A 21,783-nucleotide genomic window follows, 5' to 3' on the forward strand; every position below is an offset into this window, starting at 1 on the left:
CAAGATCTGTCAGGCGATGCGCCGTTCCTGCTCTTCCATCGCAGGTGTATTCGTCTTGATACGTCCTTCAAGATACTGAACACCCCAGTCACTCAGTAGGGTGACTGTTCGCTCATCTTCAATCCAGGTGGCTGCAACAGCTGTATCCTTACCCTGAGCCATATCCATCAGGTTCCGGACATAGAAGCGATTATCTGTTGCACTGGCGATATTCTGGATAAGGGCACCATCAAGCAGGACCATATCAACGGCCAGTCTTTCCAGCAGTTCTGGAGATGTCAGGCCATTGCCGAAATCAAGGAGAGCAACACCAATACCAAGTGCCTTAATACTGTCGATCCGTCGTTTCATGAGGGCAAGATCATCGGCCACCAGGGTTTCTGAAATACCGATTAGCAGGCGTGAAGCAATACCGGAGTGTGATCCCAGATAATTGGCAAGATGCACAGGCCAATCTTTTTCAGCCAGGGTCTGGGCAGAAACCGGTAGAATAAAGCGTTTGTCTGTATCATCAGCCAGTTCTGAACATGCCAGCTCCATCAGGTGCTGATCGAGTCTTGCAGACAGATTGGCAATATCAGCAGCATGATGAAGATGCTCGGCCCAATCAACCTGACAATTACGATTACGATGCCCGGCTCCAACAAGATGCAGGGCAGGGAGGCGTGAATAGGCATCGTGTAAAGGACGGCGTGCGAGAACCAGATTATTGTGAAGTGAGCTCTCGCTTAAGAGTTCAGCTGTTCCAAGGAATGTGCCCAGAGCTTTATCCATCTCGGCATATGTACGGGCAAGGCCGTCGAATATCTTGATTTCAGCAGAACCTGTTTTTGTATTCTGTAAAGCTTCCACAGCGTGATTAAGAAGTTGCAGGGATGTTGTGGCATGATCCGGAGCGCAGGCGCCACCAATCCTTAAGGTGAGGCGAATATCACCATCTTTGGTTGCGATTGGCTCTGCTGCAATCTTTCCCTGAAGATGGCATGCTGCCAGCTCAAGGTCATAGGAAGAGCAGCTCATCAGAGCCAGAGCAATTGTACCATCAGATTGCAGGAAGAAGCTGTCATTGCGACGGATGGATGACTGTATTCTTGTGATTACCTCATCCAGAATTTCCAAGCCGTGCGGGTGATCATGGATGCTGTGATATATGCCTGTACCATTGCCGAAATCGCAATCAATTGCAAATGCGAGAACGCTGATGTTCTTCAGGCCACCACGTGTCCGGCAGTTGCGGGTCATGATTGACAGGAATTCTGAACGTGCTTTGGTTTGTGCAGGCAGAAGACCGGGGTCAGCTAAACCTGTAACGGTCAGGCTGCCATGGGCAACGCTTGGATGCCCGTTATGATCAGCAAACCACCGTCCGGAATCTATGACCATGACAATGGTGTCGTCGTTCAGTCGCAGGGCATAATGCAAATGGTAAGGCATCCCGCGTGGATGACTTATGACCGCGTCTGCTGCAATGGCTTCAGCACGGCCCATACCACAGCCGGGCTCCGTAATTGCAGCATAGTGACGACCTGTCATAGGCAGGCTTGTCTTTTGAAATGACAGAATGTCTTTTGCATTGGATGACCATTTGATGCAGTCATCATCAAGGGTCCAAGTATACAAAGCCGACTTGAAATGTTCCAAGGCGTGGGAAGTATCAACACTTCGCTTTTTGCTTGTGGATGTGCGGATTTTCTTCAGCAGCTTGGGCTTACTGGCACTCATAGTACTTCCTCGATACGCAATACAATCCGGCTACTATGGATGATTAACGTTAAGAGGACGTAAAAGGCAGAACTTGTGTGTGAAATTTCTGCACAAAAAAATCGGCGCCTAAAGCGCCGATTAATTCGTAGATATCTCGCGAGAGATTAAGCTTCTGTCTTTACCTTCAGAACCTGACGGCCACGGTACATACCGGTCTTCAGGTCAATGTGGTGCGGACGGCGCAGCTCGCCAGAATCCTTGTCTTCGATGTATGTAGGGGACTTAATCGCATCAGCGGAGCGACGAAATCCGCGCTTCATCGGCGATGTTTTCCGTTTAGGAACGGCCATTTTAACGTTCTCCGGTCAAAGGCAGAGCGCCCGAGAAAGAGGAACGCTCAAAAACATAATCTCAATAAGAGCGGCCTTATACATGCCTTTAAAAGAAAAGGCTAGAGCATTTTGAGGAAAATTGAATGCCAATCCCCTTCGACGGGAAGCTCTGCTCCCGGCGCTTTTATCAATCTGCACCCCTCATAACCCGTTTTGGGCTTTAACGGAAGCAAAAATCGACATCACCTTCAAGATTCATGCGTTGGAGGAGCTGTCCTGCAAGAACCCTGTGAAAATTGTTAGGTCTGCCGGCATTCCTCTGGATTGGATTGGGGAGGGCAACGGCCAGTAATGCCGCTTCCTGGCGTGTCAGGTTCTTGGCACTTTTCCTGAAGTAATGTTGTGCGGCAGCTTCTGCACCGTAGATGCCATTGCCCCATTCTGCAATGTTAAGATAAATCTCAATCATCTTGCGCTTGGACCATATCAGATCAAGATACATCGCAACGGGTATCTCCAGGCCTTTTCTGATGTAGGAACGGCTGGATACCATGAACAGGTTTTTGGCGGTTTGCATCGCGATTGTTGATGCTCCCCGGCTAGGGCCACGTTTTATAGCTGCTTTAATCACATCATTAAGCGCCTCCCAGTCTATGCCGGAATGCCGGCAATAGGATGCGTCTTCTGACGCGATAACGGCGCGTGGAAGGTAAGGAGATATTTCATCCAGAGAAACATAGGTTCTGGAGACATTCTGCCCACGGAACCAATCTCCGATCATGAGTGTGGAAACCGGGGGGGCAACCCAGTAGATCACCCCTAGAAAAATAACGATGACAGACCAGTACATGAGCAGACGCGCACAAAAGCCCGCAACCTGAAGCGTGATGCGTTTCAGTTTTGTCTTTCGGGGTGTCTGCTTTTGATCCTGCTCGCTCATTAATTCAGTAAGTGTTTTGTTATTCCCGGCCAAGGGGGGCCATAATAAATTGATTTCAATAGTTGCTGTCTACTTACATCCATAATACAGCATTTGAATACAAGGAATTTTTGGTGGTGTGATGGTTTCCCAGAATAGTTTGTTTAGTGAGCATCTCACGCAAGTCGCAACCGAGGTCGAGTTGTATCTGGCTGAGCTTCTTACCAATAACACCACAGGCCGGGAAGTTGCCCGCCCACGTCGACTGGTGGAGGCTATGCGCTATGCTGTGCTGGCCGGTGGCAAACGGTTACGACCATTTCTGACGATTGAGGTTACCCGTCTTCTGTCTGCAGAGATGAGTGATGATCTAAAGAAACAGGCATTCTGGGCGGCCTCTGCCACTGAGTTGATACACTGCTATTCTCTTGTGCATGACGATCTGCCGTCCATGGATGATGATGATCTGCGTCGCGGGAAGCCAACTCTGCACAAGGCTTATGATGAAGCGACGGCTATTCTTGCGGGTGATGCATTGCAAGCTCTAGCCTTTGCCGAGCTTGCGGATGAACGCCATTGTCCGGATGCTCATATTCGCTCTGAACTGGTTTTGGGACTGGCGCAGGCTTCCGGCATAGGCGGTATGGTTGGCGGGCAGCTGCTCGATCTGGCTCAAGAGGGGCGTTATGGAGCTGTTGACCCATCTGTTGATGATATCAAGATCATGCAGGCCATGAAGACTGGTGCCCTGATAAGTTATTCCGTTGATGCGGGTGCAATTATCGCAAGTGCGGATGAGCCTCTTCGGACTAAACTTCGGATTTATGGTGATGCGTTAGGGGTTGCATTCCAGATTGCGGATGATCTGCTTGATCTTGACGGGACTGCGGCTGAACTCGGCAAAGCGACCGGTAAGGATGTGGCACGTGGCAAGATTACGCTTGTAGAACGTATCGGTGTTGAAGCTGCCCGAAATGAATGCAAGCGTCTGCTTGAACAGGCTTTGGATGCTCTGGATGGCTTTGGGAGTAAAGCGGATATGCTACGTGATGCTGCCCGTTTTGTAATTGAACGGCGTGTTTAAACCAGACATGAAAAAGCCCCCGAAATGGGGGCTTTCTTTTTTAGATGGTAACCTGGGTACCGACTTCCACCACACGTCCTGTTGGAATCTGGAAGAAGTCTGTCGCATCGGTCGAAGACTTGGCAAGTCCGATGTAGAGACGATCCTGCCATAACGGCATGCTCGACTGGACTGCCGGGCGAATAGACCGGCGGGACAGGAAGAATGATGTCGCCATGATATCAAACTTGAAGCCAAACTTGCGCAGGATTGCGAGACCGCGTGGAATATTCGGTGTTTCCATGTAGCCGTAAGTCATCTTCACGCGCCAGAAAGCATCACTGATCTGCTCGAGCGTAACGCGCTCACTGTTTCTGACACGTGGTGTATCAACGGTCTTAACAGTGAGAATCACATTCTTTTCATGCAGAACCTTATTGTGCTTGAGGTTGTGCAGCAGGGCAGAAGGTGAGGTGTCCGGGTCACTCGTCAGGAAGACCGCTGTGCCCTTAACTGTGTGTGGTGGGCTCTTTTTGAGCATGGCAACCAACTCAGCCAATGGCACGTCAGATTTGCGCGTCTTGTCGAAAAGAATGGTTGTTCCCTTAACCCATGTCCACATGATGGTAATGAGAACCATACCCAGAATGATCGGGACATAACCACCGGTCATGATTTTCGGGACGTTTGTACCAACGAAAACCAGATCGAGGAACAGGAAGGGCAGCATCATGGCAAGGGTCAGGCCAAGCGACCAGCGCCAGCCTTTCCAGATGACGACGATAGCCAGAATGGCGTCGACCGACATCGCACCAAACACCGAGATACCATAGGCATGAGATAGGTTGCTGGAAGACTGGAATGCCAGAATGAGAGCAATAATACCGCACATCAAAAGAATATTGACGCGTGGCAGGAATATCTGTCCCTGATGTGATTCAGAGGTAAACTGAATCTCCATGCGTGGCAGCAGGCCGAGCTGAATGGCCTGACGTGTCATGGAGAAAGCCCCTGTAATAACCGATTGACTGGCGATAACTGTTGCAGCCATTGCCAGAACGATCATCGCAGGCAGTGCCCATTCAGGCACAAGGAAGAAGATGGGATGCTCAATAGCCTTTGGATTGGAGAGGACCAGAGCTCCCTGTCCAAAGTAGTTCAGCACAAGAGCCGGGAAAATAAAGCACAGCCAGGCTGTCCGAATAGGTGAACGTCCGAAGTGCCCCAAGTCTGCGTAAAGAGCTTCGGCACCCGTAACTGCAAGGCAGACGGCGCCCATGACAATCACGCCAAGATGCGGATGCTCGATAAAGAACATGATGCTGTAATGCGGGCTGATGGCAAACAGGATCGTTGGATCCTTCACGATATTGATGATGCCGGTAACCGCAAGGGTTGCAAACCAGAGCACCATAATCGGACCAAAGAAAATACCGACCTTACCAGTGCCGTGTCTTTGGAAGGAAAACAGCAAGATGACAATCGCAATCGTCAGCGGCACAACATAGGTTGAGAAGTCTGGTGCGATAAGCTTGAGACCTTCTACAGCGGAAAGAACTGAAATGGCGGGTGTCAACAGTGAGTCGCCATAAAACAGACCGGCTCCCAAGATACCAAGGAGCAGAACAACGCCTCGCCGCTTACCCAGCGCACGTTGTGCCAGAGCGACAAGGGTCAGGGTTCCGCCTTCGCCTTTGTTGTCAGCCTTGAGAAGAATGACAACGTATTTGATTGTTACAACGAGGATAAGGGCCCAGACAATGAGGGAGAGAACACCAAGAATGATCTCGCGTGTCAGTGGGCCACCTTCAGCAGCAGCGGCTGCTGTTTCTTTCAGTGCGTAGAGCGGGGAAGTCCCGATATCGCCAAATACGACACCAATTGAGCCGATGACGAGAGCCATAAAGCCCGTTTTGGCGTGGCCGGTCTCTTCCTCAAATTCAGCGGCAGCGTCTTCGCTCACGCTGGTCATAGGTGTGTTGTTCTCAGATTTTGGTGTGGCCGGTTTTTCCGATTCCGGAATATCCTTTTGCCCATCTGGCTGAGTTTTATCTCCAGAGGAGTTTTCTGTCAGATTGTCAGGCTGTTTTTCTTGGGCCATTGCATTACCATGAGTCGCATTTCCTATTGGATGACAAGCATTGTCCTTAAGGTGTGCGCTCTCCGTTTTGTTTCTGGAAAAATCAAAAGGTTCTATCTCTAAGAACTGGTGTCAGGGAGCTATGTTCCTGCTTTTGAAAAAATATTTCTCAATACCTCATTGGAGCTCATATCAACTCCGATTGTGGGAACGCTCTCTAGCACAGGGGCACAGGACATGGAACCTCACAATGCAATATTATCTGGAAGATAAAAGGAGTATAAAGATAACCTGTTCTGATTAAAGAGATTTATGCTTTGAAACGTTTCTCAATATAATCCTGTACGATCATCTGAAACTCCTGATGGAGATTCGGGCCACGCAAAGTTTGAACCTTTTTGCCATCAATGAATACGGGAGCGGCAGGTTGCTCACCGGTACCGGGAAGAGAAATGCCGATATCGGCATGTTTGGATTCCCCAGGGCCATTCACAATACAGCCCATAACTGCAACATTAAGATTCTCGACACCCGGATAGATTTTCTTCCACTCTGGCATTGAGGCGATAATCCATGCCTGAATATCCTGAGCGAGATGCTGGAATACAGTTGAGGTTGTGCGCCCACATCCGGGGCAAGCGGCAATGAGTGGAACAAATGTCCGGAAACCCATTGTCTGCAGAAGCTCTTGTGCCGTTCTGACTTCCAGAGTTCTGTCGCCACCGGGCTCAGGGGTCAGGGAATACCTGATGGTATCACCGATACCATCCTGTAACAAAATGCCCATCGCTGCGGATGATGCAACGATACCCTTCGTGCCCATTCCTGCCTCTGTCAGACCTAAATGAATGGCGTAATCAGAGCGGCTTGCCAGCATTTGATAGACTGTAATCAGATCCTGTACGGCAGAAACCTTAGCAGAGAGAATGATACGGTTACGGGCAAGTCCAAGCTCTTCAGCGCGTTCAGCTGAGCTTAATGCTGACTGGACCATCGCCTCCCGTGTGATTGCCCTAGTATCAAGAGGCTGTGCAGAACGTGCGTTCTCATCCATCAGAGCAGTCAGGAGCTCTTGATCTAATGAACCCCAGTTCGCACCGATACGGACTGGTTTGTCATATTGAATTGCGCATTCAATAATGGAGGAAAACTGCTTGTCTTTCTTGTCTTTGAAGCCGACATTGCCCGGATTGATACGGTATTTGGCAAGAGCCTCTGCACAGGCCGGATGGTTGGCCAGCAACTGATGACCAATGTAATGAAAGTCACCCACAAGCGGGACGTCAATTCCAAGACGATCAAGACGTTCTCTGATCTTTGGAACGGCAGCGGCAGCCTCATCGCGGTCAACCGTGATGCGAACAAGTTCGGAGCCTGCCTTGGCTAGGGCTGCAACCTGAGCGACGGTTGAATCAATATCTGCTGTATCAGTATTTGTCATTGACTGGACAACGATGGGGGCTCCGCCTCCAACCTGAACATTGCCAACCATGACGCCAACAGTTTTGTGGCGGGCTTTTGGACCAGCGAAGACTGAATTATCAAAAGTGCAGCTATTCATATTTGCCATATCAGATGGTGTTGTCTTCTGATCCATAGTGGTGTCCGATTGATCTTGCAATTTGGATTAGCGGCTATTGTTTCGGCAGTGTGCACATAATCCCGTTATCTCCATAACCTGCGATTGAGGTTTGAATTTTTCCTGGTCGAGCAGTGAGCTAACGGTTGCGGATAGCTGTGAGGAACAAAGTTCATCAACACCTCCACAATTATCGCAGATCAGGAAAACAACGAGATCTTCAGGGCGATGACCATGCGGGCAGGCCACAAAGGCATTCCGGCTTGTCAGTCGGTGAACAAAGCCCTGTTCCAAAAGGAAATTGAGCGCGCGATAAATGGTGACGGGTGCAAGATAACGCTTACCGTCGTGGCTTTCATCACGAGAAAGAATATCGGCAATATCATAAGCGCCGAGCGGGCGATGGGTTGTGTAAAGGGCTTGTAAAACCTGATATCTGATCTTGGTCAGGCGTACACCGCGCTGCTGGCAGACTTTCTCTGCATTTTTGATGGCAGAAGCGGCCCGTTCAGACTGGTCATGGGCATGTGCACATTCACAACCGTCATGGGTATGATTATGGGCATGGGTATGATTATGGGAATGTTCCAATTTCACGCGTGCCAATACCGTTTCTACAAAGCTGATATCCATCTGGATATCTAGCGCTTCATATCACTAATGTGAGATGAGGCCCACCCCATATTTAAATTGTGGGTCTGAATTGGGCGTCTATCTAGGAAATTAGAATAACAGATGACTATCTTGTGATTGAATATTAGAATTATTCTGAAATTTGGACTTGCAAATAATACTGGTTCCAATATTGCAATGAACGAAAGTTTCCGTATCCGGATGCGGGGGAAAGCCTATATGTTCAAAGTCTCGTCGATAGCCAGAATATGTGCACTGATTGTTGCATGTCTGGGATCAACGGTACATGCGGAGGAAGGGCACCTCCGGCTTGCCTTAGCGCGCAATACAATTACTGCTGCGGAAGAAACCTTTACCTATGCGGTTCCCAAACAACTTGGATATTTCAGCCAGGAAGGACTGGAAGTTTCAATTCTTCAGACCAGTGGTTCAACCGCTGCCCTGCAGGCGCTCGTCAGTGGCAGCGCTGATGTTGCCTATGCCTCTTCTGCCAGTATTGCTGCTGCGATTGATAAGGGTGCACAGCTCAGGGCTTTTGCAGGTATTACGGTTCAATGGCCTTATTTTATTGGTGTACCGCCGGGGTCACCCATCAAAAAGATCTCTGATCTGAAGGGCAAGAAGGTTGGTGTTATCAGTTTGGCTTCGGCATCATATGCTGATTTGCAGGCCAATCTGAAGATCGCGGGCCTCTCGGAAGAAGATGTAAGTATTGTCCCTGTTGGTGCGGGAGCACGGGCCGCTGCTGCTCTCAAGAGCGGTCAGGTTGATGCGATTGACAGCTATTCAGATTCATTCACCGTAATGAAACAAAACGGTATTGAGCTGACATTATTGCCGCGTCCCGCCGAGATGAATAAGCTCTTCAGTGTGACGATGGTAACCAGCATAAAGAAGCTGCAGGAGGAACCTGAACAGCTGGCGGCTTTTGCGCGTGCTGCCTATAAGGGGATCATCTATACCTACCGTTTCCCTGAAAGTGCCTTGCAGCTGTCATTCAAAGAATTTCCAGAGCTCTCGGGAAGTGCTGATATTCAGAGCAAAGATGCACAGAATACCGCAGAAGCCATGAAAATTGCTTTGGCAGACTCAATCCCTGCAACAGATGTAATGCCAGAAAAATGGGGCCATTGGCTTGATATCCCGGCATCGAGGTGGGATGCATTATTGCAGTTTGCCTTTGATACAAAGCAAACCGAAAAGAAACTGGATGTGGGAAGTATCTGGGATAACAGGCTGATGCCTGAAATCTATAGCTTCGATACGAAAGCCATTGTTGAGAAGCTATAATATGACGGAAGAAATGTCCCCGCTTATCCAGATACGCAAGCTGAGCAAGAACTACAGTACCAAAGGTGGTGACATCACTGCGGCGCTCAGCCTTGTCGATCTTGATGTTGCACCGGGAGAGTTTGTTGCACTGGTCGGACCTTCCGGATGTGGCAAGACAACATTGTTAAAGATTCTGGCAGGCCTTGTTGGTGAGTACCGAGGTGAGGTTTTACTCAACGGCAAACCTGTAAGGAAGCCCTCTTCAGAAGTTGGCTTTGTGTTTCAGGAGCCAACCCTTTTGCCATGGCGGACAATTCTGGAAAACATCCTCTTGCCCGTTGAGCTGGTCAACCTTGATATGAAGGTTTATCGCGACAGGGCACTTGATCTGATGGCAATGACCGGGCTTGCGGGTTTTGAGAACAAATACCCGAAAGAACTTTCCGGCGGCATGCGCCAGCGCGCCGGTATCTGCCGGGCGCTCGTACGCGACCCCAAGGTCCTGCTGATGGATGAGCCTTTTGGTAGTCTTGATGCCATGACACGTGAGTTTATGAATGAAGAGCTCCAACGCATTTGGCTGGATAGTGGTAAGACAATTCTGTTTGTGACCCACTCAATTCCAGAAGCAGTATTTCTTGCAGATCGCGTCGTGATCATGAGCCCCCGACCAGGAAAGATTAGTGAAATTGTCCCGGTTAACTTGCCAAGGCCGCGCCAGCTCAGTGATATGGCTCATGAAAGTACTGGCGAAATTATGAGCCATATTCGCAGTCACTTCAGTAATGCGAGGGTGATTTAAAATGCCTCGCAAAGTTTCCCATCCTAAACTGAAACAGGTTTTTCTGGTTATTCTGGTCTTCATTCTCGCAACGGGTTTCTGGGAATGGGCTGTTCGCGCAAAAGAGATTTCCGAACTTATTCTCCCCGGTCCGCTGAAAATAGGAGAGCGCTTTGTCGCCCTGCTTCATACAACAGCTTTCTGGGGGAATTTTGGCGTTACCATGTATGAAGTGCTGGCGGGTTACGCTCTTGGAATTGTAATTGCGGTTATTCTGGGGGTTGCCATTTCGCAGCTCAGAATTCTTGAACAAAGTCTGATGCCATATGTGGTGGCTTTTCAGACCATACCTAGTATTGCTCTGGCACCGATATTCCTGCACTGGTTTGGTTATGGCCTTACCTCCAAAATTGTTATGGCGGCGATTATTTCATTCTTCCCGATTTTGGTGAATGTGATCGTGGGCCTGCAGGCATCGAACAGTGAACAGATTGAAATGTTGCGCTCATTTGGTGCGTCCAGTATGCAGATACTGCTGAAAGTTCGGGTTCCGAATGCCATGCCTTATCTGTTTGCAGGCCTAAATTTAGGTGCGGTATTTGCTCTGGTTGGTGCGATCGTTGCAGAATTTGTTGGCGGTGCCAGTGGACTCGGCAAGATGATCCTGCAATTCAATGATACAATGAAAATTGCTGATATGTTTGCCGTGCTGATTGTTCTGGCAATTATTGGTATGTCGATGCACTGCATCATCGCCTGTATCCGGCGGAAAGTTATTTTCTGGGCAGCAACTCGGTGATGAGACAATAAAAAGGCCCCTTCAAGGGGCCTTTTCAATGCAAGTTACGTTATCATTCCATCTTCATCGGACGATAAACGTCTGCTGTTTGGAGTGAGATGACAGGGCTAATGTCTTCAAGAGTTTTCAAGAACTCTTCATTGCCAAACATGGCTTCCCAGTTTGACTGCTTTTCCCACACTGTCACGTAAACAAAGTTCGGACGTTCAAACTTTCCGGCCATCATATCTTCATCAATCAGCCCAGGCTGATTTCTGATCTCAGCGACAAGCTTTTTGAGGGCAGGCATAACTTCTTCATGGGTTTTACCGGCAACAACCGAAATCGGCATGACAATTGTGGCTTTCTTTGGCTTGGCCAAGCTGGTTGCCGGTGTGAGAGTTAAAGCAGCAGTTGCAGCCAGTATCGTTGCGAAAGTACGTCTGTTCATGGCAAAGCTCCGTTCCATTTGGCTGCCGGACTTTGCAACATACAATGCTGTATATTGCCCCGACTTTTTAAGCTTAGCTATAAGTAGCCCATTTGGCGACTTTTGGATATTAAGCGAAAGGTTAGGCAGTCTTTTGCGTCATACGGCTTTGCTGTCTGCGGAATGCTGATGTTCTGGCAACGAGATAGAGAATAGCAATCCCTGCACCCACCAGAATAAACTCGTCCCACAGGGCCAGATGGATACTGGCTGTCTGCATCATGATCTGGCCGACAGAGCTGAGTAGGGAGCCGGCTGCAAATACGGGAAGACTATGCCGCCCAATCAGGCAGAGTGCGTCATAGATGGGCTGGACTTTTAGAAACTTATGTAATGACAGGTAGAAGATAACATAAGTCAGAGCCATGAAGTGGATGAAGCGGGCCAGACCAAGATTAGTTTTAGACAGGTCGAGCAAACCCTCAGAGGCTATTTTCAGCTCCGGTGCTGTTGAGAAAACGCCGGTCACCAGAATGAATGAAAGCACCATTGTGACAAGAGCGACGATAAAGAATGATGAATTACGGAAGTCATTAATTCTGTGCATCTGCAGGCCAATATACAGGCCAAGACAGTACAGCAGCTGCCATGTAAATGGATTGAAGAACCATTGCCCTTCAACAGGCCATGTCGGCAGGTTGATATCGAAGAGACGGGCCAGAATATAGATGGCAAAGGAAACTCCGAGCATCAAGGACATGTTCTGTCGCGCCAATGCCAGCATTGCCGGTGTGGCAACGAGGAGAACAATATACAAAGGCAGAATATTGAAATACCCGATTTGATGGCTCAGGCCAGCAATGGCCAGCAGTGCTTTTATCGGCTTATCCAGAATGATATCCCGGCCATGCTCAGCAAATAAACCATCGTCATCAAACAAAAATGCAGCAGCCAGAAACAGTGCAATGGCAGCCAGCGAAAGAAAGAACTGTACGCTGTAGATTGTCAGGATACGACGTCGGATTGCCTGAAAAGGTAATGTAATCTCGCCGCTGATAAAGCGACGGCCATAAGCCAGTGCAACCGAGAGACCCGAGAGGAAGACAAACGCTTCCGTTGCATCCGAATAGCCTATGTTCTTATGAGTATAGCTTTCGAATACATTCCCGGGAATGTGGTTGATGAATATCGAAACCAGAATGATACCACGCCAGAAATCAATAGAATCAACGCGTGCGATTTTGGCTTTTACACGTTCCAATAACGTATCCTTTTAAACGACCCTGCCAAATAAGTGGACTTTGTTATTTTAATGGAAGATGAACAGCTTCCATTAATCCTTGAAACGCCATACAGATGTTTTCTTAACTTCTGAATCTTCCAGACTTTTTGTTACCGGTACTTCATAGGTTGCAAGAGAAAGCAGTCTGTCTTTTGGTAGATAGCTACGTCCGGGATCGCCGATCAAAACCGTCTTTCCCTTATTGGTCATATCCAATAGCCAGTTAATGACACGATCTGCTGTATCACGTTCGTAACAAATATCACCTGCAAGAATAATATCCCATTGGCAATCCGTACCAATCAGGTCTTCTTGTTTGGGGATAAGCGTGACACCGTTGGCTTCTGCATTCAGATGAATGGCATCAATAGAGAAGGCATCAATATCGCAAGCCTCGACATGAGAGGCACCTGATATGGCAGCAGCGATGCCAACAATTCCAGAGCCTGATGCAAAATCCAGAACCCTTTTGCCCCGAACAATGTCGGGATTATCAAGAATATAACGTGCTAAAGCCTGACCACCTGCCCATGCAAAGGCCCAGAAGGGTGGAGGGAGGCCAATTTCACCGAGCTCATCTTCTGTCTTCTGCCAGAGTTCCGTGGCTTCATCAGCAACATGAATACGAATAGCTGGTGTATGTGGAGCCGGTGTCAGCCGTGTGTGTGTTCTGATGAAGGCCTGCCGATCAAGGATCATGTAAGGCTCCGCGTATAAAGTGCTTTTACACCATTCATCACATCACGCTCGGTATAGCCGTTCAGGATACGCTCGCGTGCTGAGTGTCCCATTTGAATGACAAGTTCTTGATCCGCAGCCAGTGCCAAGAAGGCTTCCGTTAATGCTCTGACATCGTCTGATGGAATGACAAAACCATCGATGCCATTGCGAACGAGATCCTTACAACCCGGAACAGCTGTCGTGACAATGGCCCGCCCACAACATGCGCCTTCAAGCAGGGTGCGTGGCAAACCCTCTCCTCCACGGGATGGAAGGCAGCAGACGTGGTGGTCTTTCCAGACAGAGATAATATCTCTTGTCGGGCCATGCCATTTGATGCCCTCGCACTGGCTCCAGCTGTTTAGAGTTTCTTCCGGGACGGCTTTAGGGTTGGAAGGATCAGGTGCACCGTAAAGTGAGAGCTCAATATCGGCTCCGCGTTCACGCGCTTTTGTTGTTGCCTCAACTGCCAGATCAATACCCTTTGACCACAACATCCGTGCAATTACGGCGATGCGAAGTGGAGGGAAGGAGGGTTGGGGGGAAACTGTCAGTTTATCCGGATCAACACCAGCGCCTCCCACGATGGTGACACGATCATGATCATTCGGGTCTAACCCGAGCATCTTTGGGTCATCCGTATTTTCAAAAAGAAAGCGTGTTTCCCGGCTGGTCAGGCAGCGGATCAGTGTGCGAACAATAAAGCGTGCGACTTGTCCCGTTTTATCCTGCCGTGCCCCTAGGAAGCCCAGACCTGTCAGGGCATAAATGCGTTTTTTCAGACCTGCGAGCATGGCTGCCGCACCGCCGACAAGAATAGATCTCAGTGCGATGCAATGGATGATGTCAGCCTGTTCAGCTTTTAAAATGCGTGAAAGCTGCCATGTGGCACGTGCTGCTGCAAATGGGTTCAGGCTTTTGCGTTCTGCCTCAAGTGAGATGACCTTTGCGCCAGTCTGCTCAATGATCTGCTTATGGTCGCGGATGCGGCAGATAACTGTGACATCAAGGCCAAGCTCACGCGCAGCCCTTGCCATGGGCAGGAAGTGCGAACAGAAAAACCAGTCTTCTGTAACAATGAAGGCAAGCTTTCGGCCGCTCAGCTGGGCTTCTGATTGAGGCATAATGATATCCGGCAGGTAATGACTGTTTGCCGTTTTCTATACTATTTTACAGGAAGGGCAAATTCTTCAAACGAAGCCGCGCCCCCAAACAACAAGCATAATGATAACAATGGCGATGAATTGTAAAACAACACGCCAGCGCATCAATGTCTGTGAACGGTTTGGAGAGCCTCCACGCAGCATATTGGCGAGGCCAAGCAGGAGAACAATGGCAACAAGACCGACGGCAAGTAAGACAATTGTATTTCCGAAATCGTCCAGCATTCTGGGTTCTCCTGATGCTTAATCACGTAACAGACGTTCGAAATAATCAAGTTCGTCTTTTGGACGTGTCGGGTCGCTCAGTTTGTTTCTGAGCTGCTCGATAACTTCGCGAAGGTGCTGGCGGGTATCTTTGATATTGGCCTTACCCTGAAATGGGTTGGGGTTATTACCCTGCTGTCCGCCTTGTGGCATGAGCAGCATATTATTCTGCATCATGCTCTGCGCTTGCTGCATCATATTCTCAGCCCCTCTTTTAAGGGCTTCCAGAGCCCGGGTCTGTGCATCTATGGCTAACTCGCTATCCTGAGAGCCGAGGGCATCTTCAGCCTGCTGCATAGCCTCCCTGGCCTCTTTCAGATTATCGTCAGTTTCAATGCCGGCTTCCTGAGCTTCTTTTCCAAGAGATTGAAGCTGCTGCTTTAAGGAACCCTGACGTTTTTGCAGCTCATTAAACTTGGTGTCAGATGCAGGTTTCTCATCCGGATACATGAGCTGCTTGCGGATGTGATCATAGGTATCGTCATTCAGCGTTTGCTGTGTCTGTAATAAATTTTTGGCTGATGACATGGCCTGAATAGCGGCCGCAGTTCTGGCATCCATTTCTGGGTTCGTTTTTGAAATCTGGAGATTGTCAAAAATATTCCGTATCTGTTCCAGGACCTTCTGTGCTTCTTCAACTTTTCCCTGCTGCATCAGATTTTCAAATTGATCAATCAGTTGAGATAATTGATCTGTACCCATCGGTTGGCCCATTGGGGTCGTGATCTGTTGTTGATCTCCCGATTGGGCCGCTCTTGCTGTCAGTTCCTGTAGGTATTTCCCCATTGCATCCCGCAATTCCTGTGAGAGGCGTTCAATTTCCGCAGGGGAGGCCCCACGTGAGATTGCTTCCTGTAATTTATCCTGAGCGGATCTGAGCTGCTTTTCTGCATCTGAGAACATGGCATCTTCAATTTGAATGGCCATATCCCATAGCATCGCTGCCAGTTCCAGCTGATCCTGATCGGTTGTGAGGGAGCGGGTTAGGTAATAGGCATGTCGCAATCCAAGGAACTGTGCTGATGTTAAAGGCGCATCTGCTGTAATGGTCAGGAGATCACGAATTGCCTTGATGGCCTCTCTCTTTCTGTCCGATTCAACAACCAGAATACGTCTGATTTCTGCCAGCTTGATTGCAAGTGGTACAGTGAATGGGCGCTGGGGCAATGTTAGCTGATAAGCCTGGCTCTGCGCTTTTTGGCCGGCGCCATCACTGACAGCCAGCCTCATGGTGACGGGCAGGCCTGCCCATGGATGATCGCCAAGGTTCAGTGTCTGGTTGAGTGTTTTTCCGTCTTTGTATCCCGCTGGCAGATTGATCGTAATCTCAGGCGCCGGGACGAGGGAGCGGTATTGCGGGTTCAGCGTAAACAGGGCCTTGGCATCTGTAATGCCATAATCATCGTAACCCCTGAATGAAATACCGAATGTGCCCCTCCTGTTAACATCCATCTTGTTGTCGAGTTCAATAGAAGGAGGTGTATCAGGGATAAGTTCAATCTGCTGCGTTAGTTGATTGAACCAGCCTGTTTTCAAAGTGACATCGGTTTTCTCAGTCAGGAGAGTATCATATTCTGCGAGCTGGTTATCCGTTTTACCCTGCTGTTGTGCCGGGAGAGGCACAATACTGAGTTTTGCGGAGGTCTCACTTGAGGCTTTTAATATCAGCCGACTGTTAACCGGGACGCGCAAAACCTGATTGGTTGTGCTGAAGTCCAGCGTTATTGGCGCAATACCCGTATAGGCAGGTGGCGTAATCCAGCCTGTGACCTGCAATCCTTGCGTTTCATCTGATGAGGATTTGAGAGCGGGTTTAAATGCATCCGTCAGCCGGTCAAGCTTATCCGGGCCTGCAACAAAAGCCCCTGCGATGGCTAGCAATATGGCAACCGAACGTAACGCATAACGGTCATGGGTTGGCATCTCAGGGTTAGGGAAGGCCACGCGCATGTCAGGTATTGTCTGGCTGGCCTGTTTACGATGCATGAGCCAGAGGGTACGGGTGAGGGCGCTGCCTCTTCCCACTGCCAGAAGATCATTCATGCTCTCGGCTTGCCCGTGGGGCAGTTGGCTATCGCGGTCAACTCTTTGCAGGGCATCATTTAATGTTGGAGAGCGAAGCTTAAGTAGGGATTTGCAGCTATACAGAAAACCTGCAGCAAATATGCCGAGCAGGATAACATGCGCCCAGCCCGGCAATATCTGCCAGCCACCAATCCATGAGAAACCAAGGAATATAAGAGCAACACCAACTGGTGGCCAGAGGTTTTGCCATAAGCGCTCAATACCGATTGCAAGCCAGGCCAGCCCGGCCAGCCTGTTCAGTCGTGCAATCGACTTTGCATATTGCTTATCTTGTTCCTCTGGCACTCCTGTACCGCTCCTGCGCTTTGGGCGAATACGATTGGCTAGGCTGCCAAGGCATCTTACATCCAGTCGGGAATTCGGTCTAACCCGATCAGTTCATCGTAGCTTTGACGTGGTCTGACAACTGAAGATTTGGTTCCATTGACCAGAACTTCCGGGATTAAACGCCTTGTGTTGTAGGTGCATGATTGTACCGCACCATAAGCACCGGCTGTCATGACCGAAATCAGATCACCCGGTTTCAGGTCTGGCATCGAACGATCAAGGGCGAAATAATCACCTGTTTCGCAAACCGGGCCAACGATATCAACATTCTGTCGTTCAGCAGCGGGCAGCGCTTCCTTTACCGGAATAATATCGTGGTAGGCCTCATAAAGTGTCGGACGAATCAGATCATTCATGGCGGCATCAATAATGACGAATGTTTTATTTTCGCCCTGCTTTACATAAATAACCTTGGCAACAAGAATACCGGCATTACCAGCAATCATCCGCCCCATCTCAAAGATGAATTTCAGACCCAGATGGCTGGCATTCTTCTTGATGATTTCGGCATAGGCCTGCGGGTCAGGTGGCACATGGTTATTATTAAAATAGGGAATACCAAGACCGCCGCCAAAATCGATATGCTGCAGTTTGTGACCATCAGCCATGAGCTCCTGAGCAAATGAGGCCAGAACCTTACTGGCGGCATCAAAAGGCCCAAGTTCTACAATCTGACTGCCGATATGCATATCGATACCCGTGACCTGAATGCCGGGTAATGATGCAGCATATTTATAGACGTCACGGGCCCGTGAAATTGGAATGCCAAACTTGTTTTGGGATTTTCCGGTCGAAATCTTGGCGTGTGTCTTTGCGTCAATATCCGGATTAACGCGGATAGAGATATGAGCCGTTTGACCTTTTGAAGTGGCGACCTCTGAGATAACGGCAAGTTCAGGCTCAGATTCGACATTGAAACATAGGATTCCGGCTTCAAGAGCGAGAGCGATTTCATCACGGGTTTTACCAACACCCGAAAAAACAATCCGCTCACCCGGAACACCGGCAGCCATCGCGCGACGCAGTTCACCTTCTGAGACAATATCCATACCGGCACCAAGATTGCCGAGGAGTTTAAGAACAGCCTGATTGCTGTTTGCCTTGATTGCAAAACAGACAAGTGCATCCTGATCACGGAAGGCTTCGGAGAAAACCTTGTAGTGACGCTCAAGCGTTGCTGTTGAATAGCAATAGAAAGGTGTGCCGATTTGATCGGCAATGGATGGAATGCTTACATCTTCTGCATGAAGCACGCCGTTGCGATAGGAAAAATGATGCATGGCCCAGCTTTCAGGCAATGATAATACTGATCGTGTCTCTTAACTGTTAGAGAATGGGATCAAGGAAAAATGGTTCATTGGGAATGGTTACCGGACGTTTGGTCGACTTCTGCGGTGTTGGCAATGGAGAGGCCATATTGCCGGTATTGTCATCTGCTGACATACCCTGTTGCGCTACTTCACCTGGACGAGGTGGTGGTTCCAACGGGCCAGCGCGGCCGCAGGCTGCAAGGGTAAGAGCGATAATTCCAACAGCGGAAAGCACAGCATTGTATCGACGCAGTAACATCTAAAACTCCGAAAATTTGGCCCACCATACCCGCAACTTGGCTTAGATGCGAGAGAGAATTACAGTTTTCACAGCTACAGAATTTCAGAATTTATATAACTGTGACAAACTATTGTCTGTTTTGGGGTCGATTTAACGGCAAATAGATGCATAATTCCATCCATTGTTTTGAAGGTCATAACTGGTTCCGACATGAGTCAATCTGAAAAAAATACAGCAACCCATTTTAGCCGTAAGAAGGTCTACACAAGTGTTGTGGCAGTTTTATTTTTGGCAGCTGGTGCTGTTTTCCTCGGAGGGCCGGGGGGAATAAAGCCAAATCTGCGTATGGATTGCCCGGCTAATCCTGCTCTTGGTAAACTGCGTGAGTTATCAAAAGGTGAGGTTGCAGCTTTTACCTCTTCTCTTCGGCCTGAGGCTTTTCCAGATCTGAGTTTCAAAGACAAGGATGGCAATGAGAAAACACTGTCATCATTCAAAGGAAAAACGGTTTTACTGAATCTATGGGCAACATGGTGCGTTCCATGCCGGAAAGAAATGCCGTCACTGGATAAGCTTCAGGCCGAATTAGGCAGTGACAAGTTTGAAGTTGTTGCTGTCAGCCTCGATACATCAAGTGCAGAAAAACCAAAGCAATGGCTTGAAGATAATAATATCAAGAATCTTGCTTTTTATGCAGATGACAGCGGCACCATCCTGAAAACCCTTCAAAAATCCGGCCATGTTGTGGGTCTGCCAACAACTATTCTTCTGGATACTGCTGGCTGTCAGGCCGGTATTCTGAAAGGTGGGGCTGAATGGGCCAGTGAGGATGCGTTTAATCTCATCAGGGGTGCTCTGTAGGTTTATCAAACCTGGCCCTTATTTCTTTGCCTTATTTAATGAAACAACAGGAACAGGGGTTTTAACCAGAGCCTTCAGATTATGCGATCGTATTTCCTTGAGCTGTTTCATAAAGGCCATGGTATCCGTATCGCCATAGGCACGGCGACTGATAGCAAACAGCAAAACGCCTTTTTCACCATCTGGCCCTGTATATGGCAGATAGCGGTAAGCATTCCATTCAACAATGAGCTCGCCTTTGGCATCCCTTGCGCTCATTACAAAATCAAGAAGAAGCTCTTCGCTATCATTCTTGGCGCTTAGGGACATATTTGCGACCGGGTCTGTTTTCTTGCGTTTGGAGATCAGCCACGCCTGTGATGCTGCAGCATCCTTAACCGAAGCATTGCCGGTTAATAATTCCAGAAGCAGCATGGATTTGTATCGCTCAACAGTTTCACCTGAAGGTACATATTCATGTTTGTAATAGTTTGGATTTTCAGCGGTCCAAGCCAGATGGTAATCAATTGAATCGTAATTGATGGGACCGGGAGCATTCAGCAGATCATTCACTTTACTCATTGATTCAGCGTTGGCTGACGCATTGAGAACCACTGATAGTGAAATAAGCATCAGGATGCTTGCTAAGATGCGTCGAATGATCATGTCTGTTGAGCCCTGCCGTTGCAAAGTAATTTTAATTATCGGGCAGGGGTAAGGTAGTTTGTTTAAGCTGTAAAGTGCAATTTGGCTCATAAATTGTATTAAAAAGGCGCCTATTTGGCGCCTTTCTGTATTAGGAATGTGTCTTAATGGGCAGCAGCTTTTGAAGAAAGAGGGACGTCTTTCGCTTCTGCTTTGCCCTTACCAAATTTTTTGTACCAGATACCTGTCAGGATCGGCACAAGAATAGAGGTAACGATGACGCAGATTGCAACGAGCGTCGTTGCTGTTTTTGCAACCTCGGTAAATTGAGGAGCAACTGCTGCAATGGCCACCGGGTTTGCAGCTGCAGCACCCGCTGTACTGGATGCGGCAAGGCCAGCTGTTCCCGTACCACCACCAATATATTTATCAGCAAGGATAAGCGGGATACCTGTCAGGATGATCACCATGATAGCCAGGAAGATACCAAGGAAGGCCAATGGAGATATCAGGGTATTCAGGTCAATTGTATTACCAAGAGCAAATGCGAAGAACGGAATCATCAGCATGCCGCCGGGTGAGAAGAATTCCCGCAGCTTTGGATCAAGATTACCGAGTACAAAGCCAATGATGAATGGCAGGACTGCACCGACATAAATCTGTGGCTCGAAGGTTGCTGCTCCTGAGGCTCCAAGGATGATCATGCTCATCAGTGGGCCGGATTCGATGGATGTCAGAACGAAGGCGCCAGCTTCTTCCTTTGTGCCGTAAGTCTGCATCAAAGAAGCATAAAGACCACCGTTGGTCATATCCATCGCACAGACGATTGCAAGAATAGAAAGACCAGCAAAGAAGCCTGTCTGAATACCTTCAGCAGGGATGAACATGGCAGCGACTATTGTAATAGCCCATGCTGCCAGAAGTTTTGTAAGGACGATTGTACCGGATTTACGAAGAACAGTGCCAGCTGCATTCAGCTTAATTGAAGCACCCATACAGAAGAACCAAACGGCAAGGATCGGGATAACGCCTGTCATCATGCCTTTTGTAAAGCCGGCGAAATAATCCGGTGCCCAAGGGATGAAGGTCTTGCAGAGTGCTCCGAGGAAAAGCGGCACGAGCATAAGGCCGCCGGGGATCTTATCAATTGCGTCTTTAATCTTCATCATACAACCCTTTGCTGGAACACGTAGGGTTACCCAACCTCAAACGTGCCTATTCAGGAGACGAGACTTGGTACTAATATATTGAATTACCTCTTGTTTTAATTTTTCCTTTTAACGTAGATAGTTACGTTACTGATATATTTATAACAGTTTACCGAAAAAATCTATA

21 protein-coding genes are annotated in these 21,783 nt (G+C 48.7%); 5 read left to right on the plus strand and 16 right to left on the minus strand.

Translation table 11 applies throughout. The features are described 5' to 3' along the window. Nucleotides 1–9: 9 nt before the first annotated feature. From WJT86_RS11530 to mtgA, 3 genes are all read right to left on the minus strand, one after another. Nucleotides 10–1,722 carry an EAL domain-containing protein gene (locus tag WJT86_RS11530; protein WP_346337727.1) on the minus strand — a complete coding sequence of 571 codons (1,713 nt, stop codon included), beginning with the start codon at nucleotides 1,720–1,722 and terminating at the stop codon, nucleotides 10–12. Nucleotides 1,723–1,868: 146 nt separating this feature from the next. Then, a complete protein-coding gene (gene rpmF / locus WJT86_RS11535) occupies nucleotides 1,869–2,054 on the minus strand; it encodes a 50S ribosomal protein L32 (protein ID WP_346337728.1) in 186 nt (61 codons plus the stop codon). Nucleotides 2,055–2,256: 202 nt separating this feature from the next. Beyond that, complete coding sequence (gene mtgA, locus WJT86_RS11540) at nucleotides 2,257–2,976, minus strand: monofunctional biosynthetic peptidoglycan transglycosylase (protein WP_346337729.1); 720 nt, start codon at nucleotides 2,974–2,976, stop codon at nucleotides 2,257–2,259. Between the two features lie 121 nt (nucleotides 2,977–3,097). On the opposite strand from mtgA, the gene WJT86_RS11545 reads away from it, so the two are divergent. After that, the gene (locus WJT86_RS11545; RefSeq protein ID WP_346337764.1) at nucleotides 3,098–4,039 is read left to right on the plus strand and encodes a polyprenyl synthetase family protein; all 942 of its coding nucleotides are present in this window, start codon (nucleotides 3,098–3,100) and stop codon (nucleotides 4,037–4,039) included. Nucleotides 4,040–4,079: 40 nt separating this feature from the next. Here WJT86_RS11545 and WJT86_RS11550 read toward each other — a convergent pair whose 3' ends face one another. The 3 genes from WJT86_RS11550 to WJT86_RS11560 form a co-directional block, all read right to left on the minus strand. Next, complete coding sequence (locus WJT86_RS11550) at nucleotides 4,080–5,990, minus strand: potassium transporter Kup (protein ID WP_346337765.1); 1,911 nt, start codon at nucleotides 5,988–5,990, stop codon at nucleotides 4,080–4,082. 418 nt (nucleotides 5,991–6,408) lie between these two features. Then, complete coding sequence (gene ispG, locus WJT86_RS11555; protein ID WP_346337766.1) at nucleotides 6,409–7,668, minus strand: flavodoxin-dependent (E)-4-hydroxy-3-methylbut-2-enyl-diphosphate synthase; 1,260 nt, start codon at nucleotides 7,666–7,668, stop codon at nucleotides 6,409–6,411. Nucleotides 7,669–7,725: 57 nt separating this feature from the next. After that, nucleotides 7,726–8,310 carry a Fur family transcriptional regulator gene (locus WJT86_RS11560; protein ID WP_346337730.1) on the minus strand — a complete coding sequence of 195 codons (585 nt, stop codon included), beginning with the start codon at nucleotides 8,308–8,310 and terminating at the stop codon, nucleotides 7,726–7,728. Nucleotides 8,311–8,487: 177 nt separating this feature from the next. On the opposite strand from WJT86_RS11560, the gene WJT86_RS11565 reads away from it, so the two are divergent. From WJT86_RS11565 to WJT86_RS11575, 3 genes are read left to right on the plus strand one after another with little or no spacing between them, the layout of a single operon-like run. Then, nucleotides 8,488–9,600 (plus strand): ABC transporter substrate-binding protein, encoded by a 1,113-nt coding sequence (locus WJT86_RS11565; protein ID WP_346337731.1) that lies wholly within the window; start codon nucleotides 8,488–8,490, stop codon nucleotides 9,598–9,600. Between the two features lie 13 nt (nucleotides 9,601–9,613). Beyond that, a complete protein-coding gene (locus WJT86_RS11570) occupies nucleotides 9,614–10,384 on the plus strand; it encodes an ABC transporter ATP-binding protein (protein ID WP_346337732.1) in 771 nt (256 codons plus the stop codon). Between the two features lies 1 nt (nucleotide 10,385). Next, nucleotides 10,386–11,162: an ABC transporter permease gene (locus tag WJT86_RS11575; RefSeq protein WP_346337733.1), complete on the plus strand. Its 777-nt coding sequence runs from the start codon at nucleotides 10,386–10,388 to the stop codon at nucleotides 11,160–11,162. A 52-nt stretch (nucleotides 11,163–11,214) separates the two neighbouring features. Here the strand turns inward: WJT86_RS11575 and WJT86_RS11580 are convergent, their stop codons facing one another. From WJT86_RS11580 to lptM, 8 genes are all read right to left on the minus strand, one after another. Continuing rightward, complete coding sequence (locus WJT86_RS11580; RefSeq protein ID WP_346337734.1) at nucleotides 11,215–11,592, minus strand: antibiotic biosynthesis monooxygenase; 378 nt, start codon at nucleotides 11,590–11,592, stop codon at nucleotides 11,215–11,217. 121 nt (nucleotides 11,593–11,713) lie between these two features. Beyond that, on the minus strand, nucleotides 11,714–12,832 hold the full coding sequence (locus tag WJT86_RS11585; RefSeq protein WP_346337735.1) for an OpgC family protein: 1,119 nt from the start codon (nucleotides 12,830–12,832) through the stop codon (nucleotides 11,714–11,716). A gap of 72 nt (nucleotides 12,833–12,904) precedes the next feature. Beyond that, complete coding sequence (locus WJT86_RS11590) at nucleotides 12,905–13,552, minus strand: class I SAM-dependent methyltransferase (RefSeq protein WP_346337736.1); 648 nt, start codon at nucleotides 13,550–13,552, stop codon at nucleotides 12,905–12,907. After that, nucleotides 13,549–14,697: a glycosyltransferase family 4 protein gene (locus tag WJT86_RS11595; RefSeq protein ID WP_346337737.1), complete on the minus strand. Its 1,149-nt coding sequence runs from the start codon at nucleotides 14,695–14,697 to the stop codon at nucleotides 13,549–13,551. Before WJT86_RS11595 ends, WJT86_RS11590 begins: the two co-directional genes overlap by 4 nt. Nucleotides 14,698–14,763: 66 nt before the next feature. Continuing rightward, a complete protein-coding gene (locus WJT86_RS11600) occupies nucleotides 14,764–14,961 on the minus strand; it encodes a twin transmembrane helix small protein (RefSeq protein ID WP_346337738.1) in 198 nt (65 codons plus the stop codon). 18 nt (nucleotides 14,962–14,979) lie between these two features. After that, a complete protein-coding gene (locus tag WJT86_RS11605; protein ID WP_346337739.1) occupies nucleotides 14,980–17,370 on the minus strand; it encodes a DUF4175 domain-containing protein in 2,391 nt (796 codons plus the stop codon). Between the two features lie 56 nt (nucleotides 17,371–17,426). Continuing rightward, nucleotides 17,427–18,692, minus strand: a complete 1,266-nt coding sequence (gene lysA, locus WJT86_RS11610; RefSeq protein ID WP_346337740.1) for a diaminopimelate decarboxylase — start codon at nucleotides 18,690–18,692, stop codon at nucleotides 17,427–17,429. Between the two features lie 46 nt (nucleotides 18,693–18,738). After that, on the minus strand, nucleotides 18,739–18,981 hold the full coding sequence (gene lptM / locus WJT86_RS11615) for an LPS translocon maturation chaperone LptM (protein WP_346337741.1): 243 nt from the start codon (nucleotides 18,979–18,981) through the stop codon (nucleotides 18,739–18,741). Nucleotides 18,982–19,173: 192 nt separating this feature from the next. Between lptM and tlpA the strand changes: the two genes are divergently transcribed. Continuing rightward, the gene (tlpA, locus tag WJT86_RS11620; protein ID WP_346337742.1) at nucleotides 19,174–19,824 is read left to right on the plus strand and encodes a thiol:disulfide interchange protein TlpA; all 651 of its coding nucleotides are present in this window, start codon (nucleotides 19,174–19,176) and stop codon (nucleotides 19,822–19,824) included. Between the two features lie 18 nt (nucleotides 19,825–19,842). Here the strand turns inward: tlpA and WJT86_RS11625 are convergent, their stop codons facing one another. Together WJT86_RS11625 and kdgT are read right to left on the minus strand one after the other, a co-directional pair. After that, on the minus strand, nucleotides 19,843–20,385 hold the full coding sequence (locus WJT86_RS11625) for a hypothetical protein (RefSeq protein WP_346337743.1): 543 nt from the start codon (nucleotides 20,383–20,385) through the stop codon (nucleotides 19,843–19,845). A gap of 227 nt (nucleotides 20,386–20,612) precedes the next feature. Continuing rightward, nucleotides 20,613–21,617, minus strand: a complete 1,005-nt coding sequence (kdgT, locus tag WJT86_RS11630; RefSeq protein ID WP_346337744.1) for a 2-keto-3-deoxygluconate transporter — start codon at nucleotides 21,615–21,617, stop codon at nucleotides 20,613–20,615. Nucleotides 21,618–21,783 lie beyond the last annotated feature (166 nt).

The sequence above is a fragment of the Hohaiivirga grylli genome, assembly GCF_039655745.1.
Classification (GTDB): Bacteria; Pseudomonadota; Alphaproteobacteria; order Rhizobiales; family Beijerinckiaceae; genus Hohaiivirga; species Hohaiivirga grylli.